14 protein-coding genes are annotated in these 16,378 nt (G+C 65.5%); 6 read left to right on the top strand and 8 right to left on the bottom strand.

All coding sequences use genetic code 11. The features are described from left to right. Positions 1-98: 98 nt before the first annotated feature. The 5 genes from BRA1253DRAFT_RS26320 to BRA1253DRAFT_RS26340 all read right to left on the bottom strand — a co-directional run bounded on the left by BRA1253DRAFT_RS26320 (position 99) and on the right by BRA1253DRAFT_RS26340 (position 5,744). On the bottom strand, positions 99-1,430 hold the full coding sequence (locus BRA1253DRAFT_RS26320; RefSeq protein WP_007599378.1) for an MATE family efflux transporter: 1,332 nt from the start codon (positions 1,428-1,430) through the stop codon (positions 99-101). Between the two features lies 1 nt (position 1,431). Then, the gene (locus BRA1253DRAFT_RS26325) at positions 1,432-2,166 is read right to left on the bottom strand and encodes an MBL fold metallo-hydrolase (protein WP_007599379.1); all 735 of its coding nucleotides are present in this window, start codon (positions 2,164-2,166) and stop codon (positions 1,432-1,434) included. Positions 2,167-2,244: 78 nt separating this feature from the next. Further along, entirely contained in the window at positions 2,245-2,547 is a 303-nt protein-coding gene (locus tag BRA1253DRAFT_RS26330; protein WP_007599380.1) for a DUF6460 domain-containing protein, read from the bottom strand. A gap of 285 nt (positions 2,548-2,832) precedes the next feature. Continuing rightward, complete coding sequence (locus tag BRA1253DRAFT_RS26335; protein WP_007599381.1) at positions 2,833-4,710, bottom strand: ATP-dependent DNA ligase; 1,878 nt, start codon at positions 4,708-4,710, stop codon at positions 2,833-2,835. Continuing rightward, positions 4,707-5,744 (bottom strand): ligase-associated DNA damage response exonuclease, encoded by a 1,038-nt coding sequence (locus tag BRA1253DRAFT_RS26340; RefSeq protein ID WP_035993976.1) that lies wholly within the window; start codon positions 5,742-5,744, stop codon positions 4,707-4,709. The genes BRA1253DRAFT_RS26335 and BRA1253DRAFT_RS26340 overlap by 4 nt, the downstream gene beginning before the upstream one ends. A gap of 64 nt (positions 5,745-5,808) precedes the next feature. Between BRA1253DRAFT_RS26340 and BRA1253DRAFT_RS26345 the strand changes: the two genes are divergently transcribed. From BRA1253DRAFT_RS26345 to pdeM, 4 genes are all read left to right on the top strand, one after another. Then, the gene (locus BRA1253DRAFT_RS26345; protein WP_007599385.1) at positions 5,809-6,735 is read left to right on the top strand and encodes a methyltransferase domain-containing protein; all 927 of its coding nucleotides are present in this window, start codon (positions 5,809-5,811) and stop codon (positions 6,733-6,735) included. Between the two features lie 114 nt (positions 6,736-6,849). Next, a complete protein-coding gene (locus BRA1253DRAFT_RS26350; RefSeq protein ID WP_007599388.1) occupies positions 6,850-8,079 on the top strand; it encodes an ABC transporter substrate-binding protein in 1,230 nt (409 codons plus the stop codon). A gap of 157 nt (positions 8,080-8,236) precedes the next feature. Next, complete coding sequence (locus tag BRA1253DRAFT_RS26355) at positions 8,237-10,813, top strand: ligase-associated DNA damage response DEXH box helicase (protein WP_035993979.1); 2,577 nt, start codon at positions 8,237-8,239, stop codon at positions 10,811-10,813. Between the two features lie 53 nt (positions 10,814-10,866). After that, positions 10,867-11,538 (top strand): ligase-associated DNA damage response endonuclease PdeM, encoded by a 672-nt coding sequence (gene pdeM / locus BRA1253DRAFT_RS26360; protein WP_051058445.1) that lies wholly within the window; start codon positions 10,867-10,869, stop codon positions 11,536-11,538. 238 nt (positions 11,539-11,776) lie between these two features. Here pdeM and BRA1253DRAFT_RS26365 read toward each other — a convergent pair whose 3' ends face one another. Then, positions 11,777-12,640, bottom strand: coding sequence for a LysR family transcriptional regulator (locus BRA1253DRAFT_RS26365; protein WP_007599393.1), 864 nt, complete (start codon positions 12,638-12,640; stop codon positions 11,777-11,779). 95 nt (positions 12,641-12,735) lie between these two features. Between BRA1253DRAFT_RS26365 and BRA1253DRAFT_RS26370 the strand changes: the two genes are divergently transcribed. Both BRA1253DRAFT_RS26370 and BRA1253DRAFT_RS26375 read left to right on the top strand, forming a co-directional pair. Then, positions 12,736-13,647: a DMT family transporter gene (locus BRA1253DRAFT_RS26370; protein ID WP_007599395.1), complete on the top strand. Its 912-nt coding sequence runs from the start codon at positions 12,736-12,738 to the stop codon at positions 13,645-13,647. A gap of 12 nt (positions 13,648-13,659) precedes the next feature. Continuing rightward, complete coding sequence (locus BRA1253DRAFT_RS26375) at positions 13,660-14,433, top strand: MBL fold metallo-hydrolase (RefSeq protein ID WP_007599397.1); 774 nt, start codon at positions 13,660-13,662, stop codon at positions 14,431-14,433. Positions 14,434-14,577: 144 nt separating this feature from the next. Here BRA1253DRAFT_RS26375 and BRA1253DRAFT_RS26380 read toward each other — a convergent pair whose 3' ends face one another. Next, positions 14,578-15,348: a TIGR02186 family protein gene (locus tag BRA1253DRAFT_RS26380; RefSeq protein ID WP_035993981.1), complete on the bottom strand. Its 771-nt coding sequence runs from the start codon at positions 15,346-15,348 to the stop codon at positions 14,578-14,580. After that, positions 15,345-16,262, bottom strand: coding sequence for a sulfite exporter TauE/SafE family protein (locus BRA1253DRAFT_RS26385; protein WP_007599400.1), 918 nt, complete (start codon positions 16,260-16,262; stop codon positions 15,345-15,347). Before BRA1253DRAFT_RS26385 ends, BRA1253DRAFT_RS26380 begins: the two co-directional genes overlap by 4 nt. Between the last annotated feature and the right edge of the window lie 116 nt (positions 16,263-16,378).

Consider the following 16,378-nt stretch of genomic DNA (forward strand, 5'->3'; position numbering starts at 1 on the left):
TCTTCGCCGCGTAGCCCGGATGGAGCGAAGCCCAATCCGGGATCTATCCGCGGACGCGAAGGTCCCGGATTACGCTTTCGCTCCATCCGGGCTACGCGTTACAGCGACTGCTTCGAAAACGTCTTCCTGTACAGCGCCGGATAGCGCGCGGCCTGCAAGCCGCCGCGCGAGACGTAGGAGGCGATCAGCGCGCTCCACAGCCCGGCATTGCCGAACGATTGCAGCGCCCACCATGTGGCGAGGAAGATCGCGAGCGAGGCCAGCATCAGATTGCGCATCTCGCGCGCCCAGGTCGCGCCGATATAGATGCCGTCGAAGCCGAAGGCGAACACGCCGGGAATCGGCGCAAGCACGACGAACGGCAGGAATTCCCGCGCGCCGCGACGGACGCTTTCGCTCGCCGTCATGAAATCGATCAAGTTCGGTCCGAACAGCGCAAACAGCGCGGACACGACCAGCGCGAAGCCGAGCCCCCATAGCAGCACCAGCCGGGTCGAATCCGCAAATCCCTTGGCGTCGCGTGCGCCGAGCGTACGGCCGCAAAGCTGCTGGGCTGCGTTCGCAAGACCGTCGAGGAAGAAGGCGCTGACCAGCAGAAAATTGTTGAGAACGGAATTGGCGGCCAGCGTGACGTCGCCAGCCCGCGCGCCCTTGGCGGTGAAAAACAGAAACACCGCGATCAGCGCCGCGGTGCGGATCAGGATGTCGGAGTTCACCGCCAGCAGCCGCATCAGCTTGGCCCGGTCGAACAGCTCTGCGTATGGCACCGCGAACCCGCCGTCCGCATAGCGGCGGCAGACCATCATGCCGAGCCCGAATCCGGCCGCTTCAGACAACAGCGCGGCGATTGCAGCACCTGCGATGCCGGTGTCGTAGACCAGCACCAGCAGGATCGTCGCCGCCGCGTTGACGAGATTGATGACAATTTGGAGCGCGAGCGCCGGATTGGCGCGGGCCTGGCCGACCAGCCAGCCGAGGATGACGTAATTGGCGAGCGCCAGCGGCGCCGACCAGATCCGGATCACGAAGTAGGTTTTCGCCGCGCGCGTAACGCCTTCGCTGCCGCCCATCAGGTCGAACAGCCCGGCGGCCAGCGGCAGTTGCAGCACGATCAGGGCTATGCCGATCAAGCCGGCGACGATGAAGCCGCGCACCAGGATCGCGGTCAGCTCGCGCGTCTCGCCGGCGCCGAGCGCCTGCGCCGTGAAGGCAAGCGTGCTCATGCGAAGGAAGCCGAACAGCCAGAACAGGCAATCGAAGATGACGGACGCGATGGCGACGCCGCCGAGCAGCGCCGCGTCGTCCAGCCGTCCGATCGCGGTGGTCGAGACCACGCCGATCAACGGCGTGGTGAGGTTCGCGACCATCGCGGGGCCTGCGATGGCGAAGACCTGACGGGAACCGATCTTCACGTGAACGGGTGCGTGCATGTCAGAACACGAGCACCATGCCGTCTTCGGCGGCGAGATGGGCGATGTCGTCGAGGCGCGACAGCACGTCTTCGCTCATATGGGTGAGCACGAGGCGTTTTGCGCCGATTTCGGGGAGGTGCTGTTCCAAGGTCTTCAGGCTGAGGTGATTCTTGACCACCTTCTCGTACATATAGGCTTCGGCGATGAAAAGGTCGGCGCCATGCGCCAGCGGAATGAGCGTCTCCGTCCATTCGGTATCGGCGCTGTAGGCGAGGGTGCGGCCCTCGGCTTCGATGCGATAGGCGAGGAACGGTCCGCCGGATTCGCCGTGAACGACCGGATAGGGCGTCACCGTCACCGCGCCGAAGCTTTGGCTCTGCTCGGGCGCGAGCTCGACGACCGACAGCTCGAAGCGCCGGTCCGTCTTGGAGGAATGCTCGAACAGAGCCTCCATCACCGCACGCAGCCGCGTCTCGATGCCTTTGGGGCCGGCGATGGTGAGCGGCCGCGTCCGCCGCGAGAATTGCGCGTCGAGCAGGACAAACGGCAGCCCGGCAAAATGGTCGCCGTGGAAATGCGTGATCAGGATGAGATCGATCTCATTGCAGTCGATCTCGAGTCGCTTCAGCGCCGGCAGAGCCGACGCGCCGCAATCGATCAGGAAGTTGGCCTCGCGCCCCGAGACGTGGAAGCAGGTGTTGAGCCTGCCGCCCGATCCGAAGGCGTCGCCGCAGCCGACAAAGCGCAATTGCATCGGCCGCGAGCTCCCTAGAGCATGATCCGGAAAAGTGTGAAGCGGTTTTCCGACAAGATCATGCTCAAAACTAACGACTTACCTGCGCGGCGCACCGAAAACGCGCATCAGCAGCCAGATCGGAATCACGATGACAGCGCCGAGCAGGAAGTAGCGCCACAGCCAGTTCACGGTGTCGAAGCCGAGATCCCACAAACGCTGGAACAGAAGACGAATGCTTAAGATGATATTCCAGGGATCGAAGCCGATCGCCGCCAGCACGACGCCGACAAGGATCGAGAGCAGCACCAGGCGAAACGCGACCGCCAGCGGCGAGCCGCCGAGAAAGCGGTTCAGGCTGTCACCGCGGCCGGCCGGCAAATCTCTGACGTCGTGGGCCATCTCAAACTCCTCAGGGGATTCGACCCTATCATAGGGCAAGGCGGGGGACATGGGGAACCCGCAACGGGGCGTCAATCGGCTTACGGGATTTTAATTCGGGCAGGGCGGGTACGCCTTCGTTGCGAGATGATCGTGCCGCAGGCTCGCTGCAACCTCTCCCGCTTGCGGGAGAGGTCGCGCCGAAGGCGCGGGTGAGGGCTCTCTCCTATTGGGGATTCCCACTGGGGAAACACCCTCTCCCCGACCCTCTCCCGCAAGCGGGAGAGGGAGCGCACCTAGTACGCCTCACGCCTCAATCTCCGCCGCCTCCGCTTTCAGCATTGTTTCCAGCGTTTCCAGCCGGTCGGCTTCCCGCGGCGGCTTGTCCCAGCGCAAGCGGCTGATGCGGGGAAAGCGCATCGCGACGCCGGATTTGTGCCGTGGCGAGCGCTGCAGCCCCTCGAAGGCGACCTCCAGCACCAAGCCCTTGTCCGGCTCGTGCACGACGTGGCGGACGGGACCGAATTTTTCGGTGGTATTGCGACGCACGAAGCGGTCGATCTGGAGCAACTCCTCGTCGGTGAAGCCGAAATAGGCTTTTCCGACCGGCACCAGCTCGTCACTGCCCGCACCTGCGGTCCAGACGCCGAAGGTGTAGTCGGAATAGTAGGACGAGCGCTTGCCGTGGCCGCGCTGCGCATACATCAGCACGGCGTCGATGATGTGCGGATCGCGCTTCCACTTCCACCACTGTCCCTTCGGCCGTCCCGGCAGATAGGGTGCATCGCGCCGCTTCAGCATCACGCCTTCGACGGCGTCCGCGTCCTCGCCCGCACCGGCGCTCGCGGGATCGGCGCGTGCGGCGGTTAGCGCCTCCCAGCTTGCGAAGGCGACGGTGGGCGACAGATCGATGCGGGGATCGTCAAGCTTGCCGATGAAGGTCTCCAGCCGTTCGCGCCGCTCCGCAAAGGGTAGCTCGCGCAAATCGTTCTCGTCGTCGCCGAGCAGATCGTAGGCGCGCAGATGAATCGGAAACTCCTTGATCAGCTTCGGAGACACGACCTTGCGGTTGAGCCGTTGCTGCAGAACATTGAAACTCTGCACGCGCCCTTCGCGCAGAATCAGAAGCTCGCCGTCGATGGCGCCGGGCATGCGCAATGACGGCACGAGGTCCGGAAAGCTGCCGGTGATGTCCTCGCCGGTGCGCGAATAGAGCCGCGCCGTGATGTGGCCGTGCTCGTCTCGGCCGGCCACCGCCTGCACGCGGATGCCGTCCCATTTCCATTCGGCGATGTAATCGGCGGGATCGAGCGCGGCGAAATCGGTGTCCTCGATCGCGTGCGCCAACATCACCGGGCGGAACGGGGCGGGATCGCGATTGATCGGCTTGTCGCCGCGGCCTTCCAGCCAGGCGAACAGGTCGAGATAGGGCGGCGCGAGACCGGGCCAGATCAGCTCGACCTCATGCGGGTCCTTGTCACCGAGTGCCGCGGCCGCGGTCTTGGCCAGCCGCGCGGAGATGCCGATGCGCAACGCGCCGGTGACGAGCTTCAACAGCGCCCAGCGGCCGGTCTCATCCAGCTCGTCGAGCCAGCGCTCGAGCTGTTTTGGTAGCTCGGTCTTGCCGAGTGTGCGCAGCGTGGTGACGACCTCGGTCAGCGTCGGCGGCGGTGGATTGTTGTGGTTGCTCGGATGAAGCGCATCGCTGGCATCTCGCCCGCGGTACCCCCCTCCCTGACCCTCCCCCACAAGGGGGGAGGGAACGGTGAGGTTCGTGCATCCATCACTTTGGGAATCGCTGTTAGCTCTCGCGCTCACTGATAGCGCCGCGCGCAACTGCGCTCCCTCCCCCCTTGTGGGGGAGGGCGGGGGAGAGGGGTAGCCCGGAAAAGATTCGTCCTTGTGTGCATTCCGCTTCGGCCACATCAGCGCCACCGTTTCCGAGAGGTCGCCGACATAATCGTAAGACAATCCGAACAGCACCGGATCGGTGCGCGACGCGATCAGATCTCGGATCAGCGCGGGCTTGGCGTGCTTGAAGCTCAGCGCGCCGGTCAGCGCGGCCAGGGCATAGCCGCGATCAGGATCGGCGACCTCGCGAAAATAACTTGTGATCAGCCGCAGCTTGTTGTTGCGGCCGGGCTCGTAGGCGAGGCGGTCGAGAAGTTCGGCGAAGCGGTTCATGCTTCGGCCTCGTCAGCGAGCGGCGTCTCGGTCTCCTCCTCGTCGCCATAGCCGACCAGATCGAGCGGCCGTGCCTGCAAACCCTTGCTTTGGCACCAATGCACCAGCGCGTCTTCCTGGCCGTGGGTGACCCAGATCTCGCCGGCGCCGGTCGCGGCGATCGTGGCGGTGAGGCCGTCCCAATCGGCGTGATCCGAGATCACCAGCGGCAGCTCGATGCCGCGTTGCCGCGCGCGGGCGCGCACCCGCATCCAGCCGGAGGCGAATGCCGTGACTGGATCGGGAAACCGCCGGGTCCAGAGATCGGACGTCGCAGAGGGCGGCGCCAGCGTGATGGTGCCGGCAAGTGCCGCCTTCTTGACGCCCTTCACCGGCCTGAGATCGCCGAGCTCGATTCCGCGGCTCTGATAGTAATGCGTGATCTTCTCCATCGCGCCATGCAGATAGATCGGCACGTCGTAACCCGCTTGGCGCAGCAGTGCGATCACGCGTTGCGCCTTGCCGAGCGAATAGGCGCCAACGAGATGCGCGCGCTCCGGAAACAGCGCCACCGATGCCAGCAGCTTCTTGACCTCGTCGGCGGCATCGCCATGGCGAAACACCGGCAGGCCGAACGTCGCCTCGGTGATGAAGACGTCGCAGGGCACGAGCTCGAACGGCGTGCAGGTCGGGTCGGGTGCATCCTTGTAGTCGCCGGAGGCGACGATGCAGGTGTCCTTGCAGGTCACCGCGACCTGCGCCGAACCGAGCACATGGCCGGCCGGGTGAAACTTCACGCTGACATCGCCGAGCCGGATCTCCTCGCCATAGCGGATCGCCTGCGTCGAGCCGGCAAAATTCTCGCCATAGCGCAGCCGCATCATGTCCAGCGTTTCCTGCGTCGCCAGCACCGCGCCGTGGCCGGCGCGGGCATGGTCGGAATGGCCGTGGGTGATCACGGCCCGCTCGACCGGCCGGACGGGGTCGATATGGAAGCCGCCCGGCTTGCAGCATAGGCCGGCGGCAACTGGCAGCAGGATGTCTTGCGGACGCATGCCTGTTATATAGGTTGCGACCCCGCATCTTCGAGTCATCACCGCTTCGTTCCCTGGTTCCCCAATGCCCCTGCGCCTGTTCCTGACCTCCGGCGATCTCATGGCCGACCGCCGCTTCGAGTTCGCGCGCGACCTCCAGCTCAAGGGCGATCTGGCGGCTGCCGCCGACCTGCTGGAGCAGACCATCGAGCTTGCGCCGAATTTCACCTCGGCCTGGTTCACGCTCGGCGAAATCCGCGCGCAACTCGGCGAGCGCGACAAGGCCATTGCGGCCTTTCGCAAATCGCGCGAGTCCGACCCGGGCGATCAGCACGGCGCTCATCTGCATCTGATACGACTCGGCGATGCGCAATTGTCGGAGATGCCGAAGGCCTATGTGCAGGCCTTGTTCGATCAATACGCGCCGCGCTTCGAGCACGTGCTGATCAACGATCTCGGCTATCGCGCGCCGTCGCTAATCTTCAAGGCAGTGGTGGCTGCCCGCGTCGCCGCGAAGAAGCCCGCCCTGTTCAAGCGCGCCATCGATCTCGGCTGCGGTACGGGGCTTGCGGCCGCCGCCTTCGCAAAACAGGTCGACCAGTTCATCGGCATCGACCTGTCGCCCGGCATGGTCAAGGAGGCGCGCGCAACCGGCCTCTATGCCGAGCTCGAAGTCGCCGACATGATCGAAGGCCTGCGCAGCAGGAGCGATGCGAGCGCAAACCTCGTCGTCGCTGCCGATGCGTTCGTCTATCTCCCCGATCTCGCGCCAGTGCTCAGTGAGGCCAGGCGCGTGCTCGCGCCCGGCGGCGTGCTTGCGTTCACGCTGGAGACCCATGACGGCAGCGGGATCGTTCTCGGCGAAGGCCTGCGCTATGCCCATTCGGCGGAATATGTGCGCGATGCGATGGCGCAGGCCGGCCTCAAGGTCCTCACATTGGAGCGGGCCTCGCCACGCACCGAGAACAACGAGCCGGTGCGCGGCCTCGTCGTGGTCGCCGAGAAAACTTGAGTCTAGGCGCTATACGCGACGCTTTGAGCGTCATTGCGTCGCAAAGCCGTGACTTCCCACTTGCGACACGTGCCGCGATGCCAGCACTATGTCCTCGCTAGGGAGAAACAAACAATGACCAAGAATCCATCGCGGCGTGATTTCAGCGCCGCCGCGCTCGCGACCATCGCGGCATCCACCTTGCCCGCGCCCTCCGTCTGGGCCGCGGAAAAGAAATACGATGCCGGCGCCAGCGACACCGAGATCAAGATCGGGCAGACCGTGCCGCATTCCGGCCCCGGCTCGCTCTACGGCGTGCTCGGGCGCGTCGGCGAAGCCTATTTCCAGATGCTGAACGAGAAGGGCGGCATCAACGGACGCAAGGTCAAATTCCTCACCATGGACGATGCCTACAGCGCGCCGAAATGCGTCGAGGCGACGCGGCGCCTGGTCGAGCAGGAGGAGGTGCTCGCGCTCTACGGCTCGCTCGGCACCGCACCGCAGACCGCCGTGCACAAATACCTGAACTCGAAGGGCGTGCCGCAGCTGCTGCTCAACACCGGCGCGTCGAAGTGGAATAATCCGAAAGAGTTCAAATGGACCATGGCGGGCCTGCCGCTCTATCCGACCGAGGCGCGCATCCTGGCGCGGCACGTCGTCAGCGTGAAGCCGAACGCGAAGGTCGGCATCCTCTACCAGAACGACGATTTCGGCCGCGACTTCCTGGGTCCCTTCAAGAAAGTGCTGGCCGATGCCGGCGGCACCGCGCAGGTCTTCATGGAACAGACCTATGATCTGACCGATCCGACCGTCGATTCCCAGCTCATCAACCTCTCGAAGTCGGGTGCGGACGTCTTCTACAACATCTCCACCGGCAAGGCGTCGTCGCAGTCGATCCGGAAAGTGGCCGAGCTCGGCTGGAAGCCACTGCAGCTGCTCTCGGCCGGCTCGACCGGCCGCTCGATCCTCAATGCAGCGGGCCTCGAGAACGCCGCCGGCATCGTCGCCATCCGCTACAACAAGGAGGTCGGCCTGCCCAAATGGGAGAAGGACCCCGACGTGATGGCGTTCGAGGAGCTGCGCAAGAAGTACACGCCGGCGATCGATCAAGACAACACCATCGCCTTCGCCGGCTACGGCCAGGCCGTCACCATGGGCGAGATCCTGCGCCGCTGCGGCGACGAGCTCACGCGCGCCAACGTGCTGAAGCAGGCCTCCAACCTCAAAGGCTTCCACTCGCCTTATTTCCTCGACGGCGTCACCTACGACTACACGCCTGACGACTACACGCCGATGAAGACGCTCTTCATCTCCACCTTCACCGGCAAAGACTGGGACATCTCCGACAAGCCGATGTCGGAGTAGGGGCGGGCGGGATGCTGTAGGGTGGGCAAAGGCGCACTTGCGCCGTGCCCACCATCTCTCCATGCATTCGGGTGCACATGGTGGGCACGCTTCGCTTTGCCCACCCTACGGGACCACCCCCTCGACGAACCCACCCCCACGGCTTACCTGTGATGCCGTGCCGCCCCGCATCCGCAAATCTCCGGCCGAGCCTGCCGCGCTGCTGCCCGACCACTTCCAGGCGTGGTTCACAGCCCGCGGCTGGTCGCCCCGCGCGCATCAATTGGCGCTGCTGGAGAAGGCGCGCGAGGACCGGTCCGCACTGCTGATCGCGCCCACCGGCGCCGGCAAGACGCTGGCGGGATTTCTGCCGACGCTGGTGGAGTTGAGTTCTACGCCCAAAGCTTCGGCGAAATCGGTGATCTCCACCGGCCGCAGTCTGCAACGCACCGGCGGCCTGCACACGCTCTACATCTCGCCGCTCAAGGCGCTCGCGGTCGATATCGCGCGCAACCTCGAGCGTCCCGTCGCCGAGATGGCGCTGCCGATCAAGATCGAGACCCGCACCGGCGACACGCCGACGTCGCGGCGGCAGCGGCAGCGACGCTATCCGCCTGACATTTTGCTGACGACGCCCGAACAACTCGCGCTGCTGCTGTCCTCCGACGACGCGCCGTTCCTGTTCTCCTCGCTGAAGCGTATCGTGCTCGACGAGCTGCACGCGCTGGTGACGTCCAAGCGCGGCGATCTTCTCTCCCTCGGGCTGGCGCGGCTGTGGCGATTGGCGCCGCAGATGCGCGCGATCGGCCTGTCGGCGACCGTGGCCGAGCCGGAATCGCTGGCGCGCTTCCTGGTGCCGCAGCCCGGCGGCACGGAAGCGGCGGCCGACATCGTCCTTGCCGGCGGCGCGGCGCCGCCGCTGGTCGAAATGATGGACACGCGCGAACGCCTGCCCTGGGCCGGCCACAGTGCCCGCCATGCGCTTCCCGAGATCTACGAGCTGATCAAGGCGAACAAGACCACGCTGGTTTTCGTCAACACCCGCAGCCAGGCCGAGATGCTGTTCCAGAATCTCTGGAGCATGAATGACGACAACCTTGCCATCGCGCTGCATCACGGCTCACTCGACGTCGCCCAGCGCCGCAAGGTCGAGGATGCGATGTCGGCGGGCAAACTGCGCGGCGTGGTCTGCACCTCCTCGCTCGATCTCGGCGTCGACTGGGGCGACGTCGATCTCGTCGTCAATATCGGCGCGCCCAAGGGCTCCTCGCGCCTGATGCAGCGCATCGGCCGCGCCAACCACCGGCTCGACGAAGCCTCGCGCGCGGTGCTGGTGCCCGCGAACCGCTTCGAGGTGCTGGAGTGCCGCGTCGCGATCGACGCCATCGCGGAGAATGCGCAGGACACGCCGCCGCTGCGGATCGGTGCCCTCGACGTGCTGGCCCAACACGTTCTCGGCTGCGCCTGCGGCGAGCCATTTTTCTCCGACGAGCTCTACGACGAAGTGCGCACCGCCGCACCTTACGCCGATCTCACGCGGCAGGATTTCGACGACGTGGTCGATTTCGTCGCCTCCGGCGGCTACGCGCTGAAGACCTATGAGCGCTTCGCCCGCATCAAGCAGGACAAGGAGGGGCGCTGGCGCGTCGCCAATCCCAAGGTGCGGCAGAGCTACCGGATGAATGTCGGCACCATCGTCGAGGACGACATGCTGAAGGTGCGGCTGGTGCGATCGCGCGGCGGTGGTCAAGGAAAAGCAGGCGGGTCGACGGGCGTGATCGCGCGCGGCGGCAGGTTGCTCGGCGAGATCGAGGAAGCCTTCATCGAGGGCCTCAGCCCCGGCGACACCTTCGTGTTCTCGGGCGAGGTGGTGCGCTACGAGACCCTGGTCGAGGACCAGGTCTATGTCTCGCGCGCCAACGACAAGGACCCGAAGGTGCCGTCCTATATGGGCGGCAAGTTCCCACTCTCGACCTATCTCGCCGAACGGGTCCGCCGCCTGCTCGATGACGGGCGCGCGTGGGGCGCCTTGCCGGAGCAGGTGCGCGACTGGCTGTCGCAGCAAAAGGACGTCTCGCGTGTGCCTGAAGTGCGCGAGCTGCTGGTCGAGAGTTTTCCCCGCGCCAACAAGCACTACATCGTCTGCTATCCCTTCGAAGGCCGTCTCGCGCATCAGACGCTGGGCATGCTGTTGACGCGCCGGCTGGAGCGTGCCCGCGCCCGACCGCTCGGCTTCGTCGCCAACGAATATGCGATCGCGGTCTGGGCGCTCGGCGACCTGTCCTCCATGATCCGGGACGGCAGGATCGACCTCGATGCGCTGTTCGACCCTGATATGCTCGGCGACGATCTCGAAGCTTGGCTTGCCGAATCCGCACTGATGAAGCGCACGTTTCGCAATTGCGCGATCATCTCCGGCCTGATCGCGCGCCGTCACACCGGCGAGGAGAAGAGCCGCCGCCAGGTGCTGTTCTCGACCGATCTCGTCTACGACGTTTTGCGAAAACACCAGGCCGATCACGTGCTGCTGCGCGCCGCCCGTGCCGATGCCGCCACCGGCCTGCTCGATCTGCGCCGTCTCAGCGACATGCTCACCCGCATCCAGGGCCGCATCACGCACCGGGAACTCGACCGTGTCTCGCCGCTCGCGGTCCCCGTGATGCTGGAAATCGGCCGCGAGTCAGTCTATGGCGAAGCAGGAGACGAGCTCCTGGCCGAAGCCGCTGACGAGCTGGTCAAAGAGGCGATGGGATAACAGCAGGTTTTGACGTGACGGCAGGCGCGCTGGTTTCAGGAGATAACGAGGACATGCGCGTTTCGAATGTCAGCATCAGCAGCGTGACGTTCGTGGCCGATCTTTCCGGGGCACTGTTCTGGGAAGAGCAGCGCCTGCTCGTCGTCTCCGACCTGCATCTGGAAAAAGGTTCCAGCTTCGCCATGCGCGGCGTGCTGCTGCCGCCTTACGACACCATCGCGACGCTCGGTCGTCTCGCTGCTGTCATCTCCCGCCATGATCCCCGAATCGTCATCGCGCTCGGCGACAGCTTTCACGATCGCACCGCGCATGGACGCCTGTCGGCGGAGGATCGCGACGCGGTCGCCGCCTTGCAGGCCGGCCGCGACTGGATCTGGATTTCGGGCAATCACGATCCGGCGCTGCCGCGTGATCTCGGCGGCACCGTCGCCGACGAAGTCGCGATCGGCCCGATCACCTTCCGCCACGAGCCGACCGGCGCGGGCGGCGAGATCGCCGGCCATCTCCATCCCAAGGCCCGCGTCTCCGCGCGCGGCCGCTCGATGGAGCGCCGCTGCTTCGCCTGCGACGGGATGCGCGCCGTGATGCCCGCCTTCGGCGCCTATGCCGGCGGCCTCAGCATCCGTGACGTGGCGTTTGCAAAGATCTTTCCAAAGAACGGTTTTGTCGCGCACCTGCTCGGCGACCGCCGCGTGCACGCGATTGCCGCGTCGCGGTGTTATTGACTAGCTATCGCTTCGATCGGGCTGAACCCTCTCACCACGCGCACACTGCGCTCCCTCCCCCCTTGTGGGGGAGGGCAGGGGAGGGGGGTAGCCCAGGAAAAGTTGCGCGTTGGCGTCGCGCAAACGCGTGTGCGAATCGAGATAGTCCCCGTGTGGTACCCCTCTCCCTAACCCTCCCCCACAAGGGGGGAGGGAACGTACCGGTCTCGCAGCCGCAGATCGCGACTATCGCAACGGTTCACGCCGCCTTCGCCTGCACGTCATCGCAGAACTCTGCCAGCCGATCGGCGAGCCGCAGCGTCGCGGGGCTTGCACCCGGCGCGGCCATCAACGCGACTTCGGTCCGGTTGATTGGCGCAAATCCATCCTTCGCGGTCAGCACGCGGTGGTCGGACTGGATCGCCATCTCCGACAGGATGCTCAGCCCCATGCCGGCAGCGACCGCGGCTTGGATGCCGGCGAGGCTCGATGACGTGTAGGACATGTGCCAAATGCGGCCCGCGCTTTCCAGCGCGTGGATGGCGCCGGCGCGGTAGAGGCAGCCGAGCGGAAAGCCGATCAGCGGCACCGAGGCGACATCGGCGTGGATCGGATGGCTCTTGCTGGTGACCCAGTGCACCTGCTCCGGCCACACCGCGATCGCGCCCTTCTCACCGGCTGCGCGCTTGAACAATGCGAGATCGAGCTCGCCGCGATCGAGGTCGCGCGACAGGTTCTTGCTCTGGTCGGCGCGCACATCGAGCCGCAGGCCCGGATGCGAACGCGAGAAGGCGCCGAGCAGTTTCGCCAGCCGGTACGCCGCAAAGTCTTCGGGGATGCCGAGCCGGATCGCGCCTTCGCCGTCGGGCTGGCGCAGCACGTCGCGGGCCTCTTCCGCAAGCGACAACAGCCGCCGCGCATAGGACAGCAGCCGTTCGCCGGCTTCGGTCGGGCGCAAATCCTTGCCGTCACGATGCAGCAGCACCTGTCCGACATCCTCCTCCAGCCGCTTGATCTGCTGGCTGACGGTCGATTGCGTGCGATGGACGCGCTCGCCGGCGCGGGTGAAGCCGCCGGCATCGACCACCGACACGAAGCTGCGCAGGAGCTCCAGATCGAGCATGGGCGCCTCCATTCGAAAATCCACTGACTAGAAGTTAATCATTTAATTTCCAAATGACAAGCCGGCCCCCTAGATCGAGGGCTCAGGAGATTCGCATGTCGCTCGCCCCCTCGATTTCGGTTCCCCGCAGCCGCTTCAATACGCTGCCGCTCGCCATCGGCGCGTTCTGCCTGCTCTGGAGCTACGCCTTCGTCGCCGGCAAGATCGGCGTGACCCATTGCCCGCCGCTGATCCTGCTCGCCGCGCGCTTTTCGCTCGCCGGCATCCTGATCATCGGTGCCACGCTGGTCCGCGGCGACGACTGGTCGCTGTCCTGGCGCGATGCCGCGATCTTCGCCGTGCTCGGCGTCGCCAACAACGCGCTCTATCTCGGCCTCGGCTACACCGGGCTGCAATCGGTCTCCGCCGGGCTCGGCGGCCTGATCGTGTCGGCCAATCCGGTGTTCACGGCGGGCCTCGCCGCGCTGCTGCTCGGCGAAGGCATGACCTGGCGCAAGGCGAGCGGCCTCCTGCTCGGCATCATGGGCGTGACCTTGATCGTCTGGCACCGCCTGTCGGTCGGCACCGACTCGCTGCACGGCATCGTGTTCACGCTGGCCTCGCTTGCCTCCCTCGTCGCTGGCACCATTTTGTTCAAGCTGCTCGCGCCAAAGGGCTCGTTGTGGATCGGCAATGGCGTGCAGAATCTCGCCGCCGGCATCGTGCTGACGCCGGTGGCGCTGACCTTCGCCGATATTCATGCCATCGACCTCACGCTGGGTTTGATCGGCGCCTTCGCCTTCCTCGTGCTCGGCGGCTCGATCATGGCGTACTGGCTCTGGTTTCATCTCCTGAAAGTGTGTGGCGCGACGGCCGCCAGTGCCTATCATTTCCTGATGCCGCCGCTCGGCATGCTGTTCGCGTATCTCGTGCTCGGCGAGCATGTCGAGGCCCGCGATCTGCTCGGAATCATCCCGGTCGCACTTGGCATCTATCTGGTGACGCGGCCCGCAAAATCCGTCTCGTAACAGGAGTCCATCATGCCCATTTCCATCACCCTGATCGGCGGTCCCACTGCGCTGATCGAGATCGATGGCTTCCGCCTGCTCACTGACCCGACCTTCGATGCGCCCGGCGCCTATCAACTGCCGCATGTGAAGCTGGAGAAGACGATTGGACCCGCGCTGAAGGCCGACGCAATCGGCCCGGTCGACGCGGTCCTGCTCAGCCACGACCAGCATTCCGACAATCTCGACAATTCCGGCCGCGACTATCTGCTTAAAGCGCCGCGCGCGCTGACGACCGAGGCCGGCGCCAAGCGCCTGGGCGGCCATGTCGAAGGCCTCGCGCCATGGGCGACCTCGCATCTGAAAGACGGTGACGGCAATACGCTGACGATCACCGCCACGCCCGCGCGCCACGGCCCGGCCGGCATCGAGCCGCTGTCGGGCGACGTCATCGGTTTCGTGGTGTCGTCGAGCCGGACCGACACCACTTCGGTTTATATCAGCGGCGACACCACCTGGTTCGACGGCGTCGCCGAGGTCGCGCGCCGCTTCAAATGCGGCGTGGTGATGCCTTTCGCCGGCGCCGCGCAAACGCGCGGGCCGTTCCATCTCACCATGGACACCAACGACACCATCGAGACCGCACGCGCCTTCCCCGATGCGATGATCGTGCCGGTTCATACGGAGGGTTGGGCGCATTTCCGCCAGAACGGCGAGGATCTGCGCAAGACGTTTGATGTGCTGGGTTTTGGCACAAGGCTGCGATTGCTGGAGCCGGGGGTGCCGACCGTGGTGCAGGCGCCGTAGCCCCAACTGTCATGCCCCGGCTTGACCGGGGCATCCAGTACGCCGCGGCGGTAGTTGTGAGAGCGAACTGCCTAACGCCAGCCTCTGGAATACTGGGTCGCCCGGTCAAGCCGGGCGACGACGAGAGGAGAGAGCGTAGTTCCCTCAATCCTTCCTGAAAACAATCGACGCCATCCAGCCCGTCATCAGCGCCATCGCGGCGGTGACGAGGCCGTAGATCAGCCCGTTCTGGCGCGCCGTCGTCGCGACGAACTGCTCGAAGCCGACCTTGACGATCTCGAACGCGGTCTCGGTCTTGCCGATGAACGCGCCGTCGGCGAACAGCTTGATCTCGACCTCATAGGTGCCGATCGGCACCTCCGCCGGCAGTGGAATGCCGGTGCGGAACAGGGTCGGTGTCAGGAACGTCACCGCGCTCGGATCCTCGCGGTAGAGACCGCGCTGGGTGCGCAGGCGGATGAAGGCGGAGCGGAACGCGTCGTTCGGCACCACATCGGCATAGTCGCCGCTGACGCGTTGGGTCAGCAGCACGTTGTTGAGCCCGATCTGCTGGCGTCGCGCGATCTCGGGCGAGGTGATCGCCTCGAAGGAGCGGTTGGCGAACAATGCGAGATAGCTCGGCACCGCCAGGAACTGGCGGTAGTCGGTGTTGATCCAGATCCCGAAGGTGCGCTCCTTGCGCCGCGTCACCATGTCGGCGCGGGGGCCCATCACGGTGACGACGAGATCGTAGGTCTTGCGGTCAGCGGGCGTAGAGGCGTCCTTCTCGACCGAGCCGAACAGCACCAGCTCCTCGCCGGAATAGTTCGGCGTCACCGTGACGCGATGGTTGGAGACCGACACGATCAGCCGCTCGGCGCGTGCGACGGAGCCGAGCAGCAGGACAAGCAGGACCGCGAGAGCTGCGCGCATCATCCGTTCACTCCCAGCTCGCGGATGGTGAAGAGATCCTCTGGCCGGATCACCAGCTCGATGGCGAAGCGGACGCCGACCGAGAGGATCAAGAGGCCAAGCAGCAGCCGCAACTGCTCGCCGCGGATCTTCTGGCCGGCGCGGGCGCCGAATTGGGCGCCGGTGACGCCGCCGACCATCAGGATCAGCGCCAGCACCGCGTCGACCAAATGATTGGTCACGGCATGCAGCAAGGTCGCAAACAGCATCGTGACCAGCGTCAGGACCATCGACGTCCCGATCACCGTCGAGGTCGGCACCCGCAGCAAATAGATCATGATCGGCACCAGGATGAAGCCGCCGCCGATGCCCATGATGGCGCCAATGAAGCCGATCAGGATGCCGACGATCACGATCGGAATGACCGAGAGGTAGATCTTGGAGCGCTTGAACCGCATCTTCAGCGGCAGGCCATGGATCCAGTTATGCGTGCGTCGCGGCGGCACCGCGCCGCGCCGGGTCCGCATCAGGGCACGCAGGCCTTCGGAGAACATCAGGCTGCCGACGGTGGTGAGCAGCACGACGTAGGACAGTGCGATCATCAGATCGAGCTGGCCGAGCGCGCGCAGCTGCGTGAAGGTCCACACCCCGAGAGCCGTCCCGGTTACGCCGCCGCATAACAGCACGCTCGCCAGCGCCGGGTCGATCGCGCGTCGCCGCCAATAAGCGAGGGCGCCGGAAAAGGACGAGGCGGCGATGTGGCTTGCGACGGAAGCGACCGCGACTGCCGGTGTGATGCCGATGAAGATCAGAAGCGGCGTCATCAGGAAGCCGCCGCCGATCCCGAACATGCCGGAGACGAAGCCGACCGCCGCGCCCATCGCTAGCACGAGGAAGACGTTGACCGGAAGATCGGCGATCGGGAGATAGAGCTGCATCGAGAAACCACGCGCCGACGAGACGGATCGATTGCGCGGAATGCTCGCAGGAGAGCAGAACGATTGCCGCGCCCCTCAATAGCGGAATTCGACGGCGGGCGGGACCAGGAATTTCG

It is taken from the genome of Bradyrhizobium sp. WSM1253, from assembly GCF_000244935.1.
Lineage (GTDB): Bacteria > Pseudomonadota > Alphaproteobacteria > Rhizobiales > Xanthobacteraceae > Bradyrhizobium > Bradyrhizobium canariense.

What these genes read in the sequence shown, in the direction of transcription:
- BRA1253DRAFT_RS26365 (WP_007599393.1), bottom strand. Translation starts at nt 12,640, where the DNA reads ATGCTCGATCTGGAGCTCCTGCGCAGCTTCGTGTCGGTGGTCGATGCC.
- BRA1253DRAFT_RS26330 (WP_007599380.1), bottom strand. Translation starts at nt 2,547, where the DNA reads ATGGCCCACGACGTCAGAGATTTGCCGGCCGGCCGCGGTGACAGCCTG.
- BRA1253DRAFT_RS26320 (WP_007599378.1), bottom strand. Translation starts at nt 1,430, where the DNA reads ATGCACGCACCCGTTCACGTGAAGATCGGTTCCCGTCAGGTCTTCGCC.
- BRA1253DRAFT_RS26335 (WP_007599381.1), bottom strand. Translation starts at nt 4,710, where the DNA reads ATGAACCGCTTCGCCGAACTTCTCGACCGCCTCGCCTACGAGCCCGGC.
- BRA1253DRAFT_RS26345 (WP_007599385.1), top strand. Translation starts at nt 5,809, where the DNA reads ATGCCCCTGCGCCTGTTCCTGACCTCCGGCGATCTCATGGCCGACCGC.
- BRA1253DRAFT_RS26380 (WP_035993981.1), bottom strand. Translation starts at nt 15,348, where the DNA reads ATGATGCGCGCAGCTCTCGCGGTCCTGCTTGTCCTGCTGCTCGGCTCC.
- BRA1253DRAFT_RS26350 (WP_007599388.1), top strand. Translation starts at nt 6,850, where the DNA reads ATGACCAAGAATCCATCGCGGCGTGATTTCAGCGCCGCCGCGCTCGCG.
- BRA1253DRAFT_RS26340 (WP_035993976.1), bottom strand. Translation starts at nt 5,744, where the DNA reads ATGCGTCCGCAAGACATCCTGCTGCCAGTTGCCGCCGGCCTATGCTGC.
- BRA1253DRAFT_RS26385 (WP_007599400.1), bottom strand. Translation starts at nt 16,262, where the DNA reads ATGCAGCTCTATCTCCCGATCGCCGATCTTCCGGTCAACGTCTTCCTC.
- BRA1253DRAFT_RS26370 (WP_007599395.1), top strand. Translation starts at nt 12,736, where the DNA reads ATGTCGCTCGCCCCCTCGATTTCGGTTCCCCGCAGCCGCTTCAATACG.
- BRA1253DRAFT_RS26375 (WP_007599397.1), top strand. Translation starts at nt 13,660, where the DNA reads ATGCCCATTTCCATCACCCTGATCGGCGGTCCCACTGCGCTGATCGAG.
- pdeM (WP_051058445.1), top strand. Translation starts at nt 10,867, where the DNA reads ATGCGCGTTTCGAATGTCAGCATCAGCAGCGTGACGTTCGTGGCCGAT.
- BRA1253DRAFT_RS26325 (WP_007599379.1), bottom strand. Translation starts at nt 2,166, where the DNA reads ATGCAATTGCGCTTTGTCGGCTGCGGCGACGCCTTCGGATCGGGCGGC.